4 protein-coding genes are annotated in these 3,203 nt (G+C 30.4%); all 4 read left to right on the top strand.

Annotation, left to right across the window (positions count from 1 at the left end; all coding sequences use genetic code 11):
- A partial coding sequence (locus HMPREF3263_RS07180) for a DUF6396 domain-containing protein (RefSeq protein WP_256337449.1) occupies positions 1–706 on the top strand: 706 nt, incomplete at its 5' end.
- Positions 707–925: 219 nt separating this feature from the next.
- A complete protein-coding gene (locus HMPREF3263_RS07185) occupies positions 926–1,573 on the top strand; it encodes a hypothetical protein (RefSeq protein WP_032803965.1) in 648 nt (215 codons plus the stop codon).
- A gap of 194 nt (positions 1,574–1,767) precedes the next feature.
- On the top strand, positions 1,768–2,142 hold the full coding sequence (locus HMPREF3263_RS07190) for a glycoside hydrolase family 19 (protein ID WP_232610024.1): 375 nt from the start codon (positions 1,768–1,770) through the stop codon (positions 2,140–2,142).
- The gene (locus HMPREF3263_RS07195) at positions 2,117–3,091 is read left to right on the top strand and encodes a hypothetical protein (protein ID WP_005699083.1); all 975 of its coding nucleotides are present in this window, start codon (positions 2,117–2,119) and stop codon (positions 3,089–3,091) included. Before HMPREF3263_RS07190 ends, HMPREF3263_RS07195 begins: the two co-directional genes overlap by 26 nt.
- Positions 3,092–3,203: the final 112 nt, after the last annotated feature.

Genomic DNA, 3,203 nt, shown 5'->3' on the forward strand with positions numbered 1-3,203 from the left:
TGAAGAACTGGCAAAACAACTGCCGGCAACTGCTTACTATAATCTATATGGCTATTTAGATGTAGGCTATGGTGTGCGCACTGAAAAAGATGGTAAATATGCTTACTTAAGAAAGGCAGCAGACTTGGGAAGTCGGGAAGCGCAGTATGTTGTCGCGGATATGTTAGGTAAGATTAATGATGACGATACATTAGAAATGCGTATAAAACTAATTGATCAACTACGAACCTGCGCTTCGGAGCAAGGAGTCGGTGATGCTTCGGATATGTTAGGTATTAGATTAGGAAGAAAAAAAGAGTATCAAAAAGCAATAGAAGTGTTTTATCAAGGGGTCAAAAATGGCAGTGATTCTTCTGCTCGTCGGTTAGCTCATGCTTTTTCCGGTAAACCCAAAGAGGGAGACATGTATTTTCTAAATTTATCAGAAGATCAAGAACGCTCTAGACGTTATAGTATTATTGAAGATTATCTTTCCGATAAAGACTACCTCCAACCCAAAGTTCCCGACTTAGACGACATCGTGCCATTGCCGCCTGCCCCGCTGCCGAAATGGGACGGCAAAATCGCTTTCCAGCGTTGGTTTGAAGGAGAAGCCCCACCAAAACCTGATGAAGCCTTGGTGCGCCGCTTAGCATGGCAGGCAGGGTTAAACGGCGATACGGGCTTAGACGAAAAAACCGGCATGCCGAAGAAACCGACAAAATGATTGAAAAATTAACCGCACTTTTGAGCTGAACGGGTTAAAAGTGCGGTCGTTTTTTAGCGTGTTTTATTATCGATATTTTCCATTTTTGCATTGCTATTTTTTGGAGTGACTCATGGTAGCACGCATTTTAAAAATCTATGAAAAAATTATTGATTACTATGGAGTAAATAGAGATGGAACTGATATGCCAACAAGATATATGGAGTTAAAAAAGAAATTATGAAAAAATTGATAATATTATTTTTATTGCTATTTTCATTTTCTGTTATTTCATCTGAAAAGGAAAATATTTTATTTGAAAATGACATTTATAGATTATCTTTGGATTCTAGTGGTAATTGTAGTAAATTAAATTTGTTTAATAAAAAAGATAAGAAGAACATACCTATTTTAGATAGGTTAAGTTTTCTAGACTATGGTTTTAACTTAAGTTCAAAATGTAATAGCCCTGATTTTATATCATGGGATAGATCTTTTGATAATAATTATAATAATGATTTTCTTGTTTTAAATTATGATCTAATTGGTTATGTATATAACCAAGAAGAAAAACCTGAGAAACATGTAGAGTACTACTGCTCAATATTAGATTTATCAACAGGTGAAGTTTTGACTAAAGAAAATTCTAATGATGGTTTCTGTAAAATGGATACATTAAGTTTGCCAGATGAAGTTTCCATAAAGAAGGATAAGGCATTGCTTTATAATCAACCGAATAAAAATAGTAATAAATACTTAATTAAAGGTGATAAAGTTAAAATATTTTATCATTATATTGATAATAAAGATGAATGGTATTTAATCAACTACAAAGGAAAAAAAGAAATCAATATGTGGATTAAAGCTGATTCAGTTGATTTAAATTAAATAATTTGTTAACCGCACTTTGTAACGTGCGGTTATTTTTTGTTCTTTAAAAAACTAATCATCAACCTACCAAACCTTACGAGATTACACCTTTTTAAATCCGAATTACAACCTCGAACATCAACATCATTCACAGGCATCCGGGATTACTGATAGTGATACGTCTAAAAGTGCGGTCAATTCTGCGACAGTTTATGAAAAATATGACTATCTGGGTCGATATAAGAAAGATGAACAATGATTACAAGAAAAATTATTCTCTTTTAAATCAAGATCTTCATTTGGCGGTTGATGCTAGTGGGTATTTCTGGAAAAGAGGAAAGTTGTTAAATGCTGGTAATTTATTAAGTGTTAGATATCCTAATCCAAGTGGTGTGAAAGTTAAGTATCCAAAAACTAAATTATCTATTCATACAACAATTGATATAAATTTAGTTGCAGATGATGATAATACTCGTCAAGTTAAATTTTTGGTAAATGGTGGTCAGTCTTCTATTGAAGAAAGAATATCTTATGTTAATGAATTAAAGAGAATTTTTAATTATGAAAGTAATTATCTCAAAAAATAAAATAATCCCATTATTATTTCTCTTTGCTTGTTTCGCAAGTGCTGATAATGTAGATATTAAATATTATTTAAATAGTAATAAGTTCTTTGCTAGGGACATTGATATAGATAATGATGGAGTTTTTGATAAGGTTATTAGTAATAAAAATAGATTTGGAGATGAGCTATTGTTTTTTAAAAATAATAATGGCAATTATCATCTCGTCTTTAAGGGGGGTAATTTTTCTGAGGAGGGAGGAGAGAGAATTAATGATATAAAAAAACCAAAGAGTAAAGAATATTCTATTCTTATAACAACTAATACAGATAAATTAAATATTATTAATAGCTATTACATTGCATATAATGATAAAAAATGGATTCTAAGAGGTATTAATTCTGAAGTGAGTGGTTTTTTGGATGATTACTCTAAAAAATATATATGTAAATTTAATAATATTGACTTAGATATTTCTATACCTAATCTTAAAGATAAACTACCTAATTATGACTTATCTGATGAATATATTAAAAGTAATTGTGAGTTAGATTATTTTTTTGAGAATTCGCTAGATGAATTTATAAAAAGATTTAATGAGGGGGATATAAATATTGTTAATGGAGTTAACCGTTATAGGAAGTTACTATCAATTTTTCCTTATGGAAATAGCAATAAAAAAGAATATTCCATTATCCTTGGCGAGCTATCTAAATTAAAGTTGATAAATGAAAAGAATTATTTAGAAAAGATTATAAATAGAAAAACAGGTGCTACAAGCACTGTTATAAATAAATCCTATCTATATTCATCTATTGGTATTAAGAGCGGTATGTACTTAATTAAGGGGGATCGGATTTCTATTTTAGATGAGAAAATAGATGAGCGTGGAGAAAAATGGTATTTTATTAACTACAAAGGAAAAAAAGAAATCAATATGTGGATTAAAGCTGATTCAGTTGATTTAAATTAAATGATTTATTAACCGCACTTTGTAACGTGCGGTTATTTTTTGTTCTTTAAAAAACTAATAATCACTTCACCATACCTTACGAGATTACACCTTCTTAAATCCGAATTACAAC

Origin of the sequence: Haemophilus sp. HMSC61B11 (assembly GCF_001838615.1) — a bacterium.
In the GTDB taxonomy this organism is placed as follows: domain Bacteria; phylum Pseudomonadota; class Gammaproteobacteria; order Enterobacterales; family Pasteurellaceae; genus Haemophilus_D; species Haemophilus_D parainfluenzae_AD.

What these genes read in the sequence shown, in the direction of transcription:
- HMPREF3263_RS07185 (WP_032803965.1), top strand. Translation starts at nt 926, where the DNA reads ATGAAAAAATTGATAATATTATTTTTATTGCTATTTTCATTTTCTGTT.
- HMPREF3263_RS07195 (WP_005699083.1), top strand. Translation starts at nt 2,117, where the DNA reads ATGAAAGTAATTATCTCAAAAAATAAAATAATCCCATTATTATTTCTC.
- HMPREF3263_RS07190 (WP_232610024.1), top strand. Translation starts at nt 1,768, where the DNA reads ATGAAAAATATGACTATCTGGGTCGATATAAGAAAGATGAACAATGAT.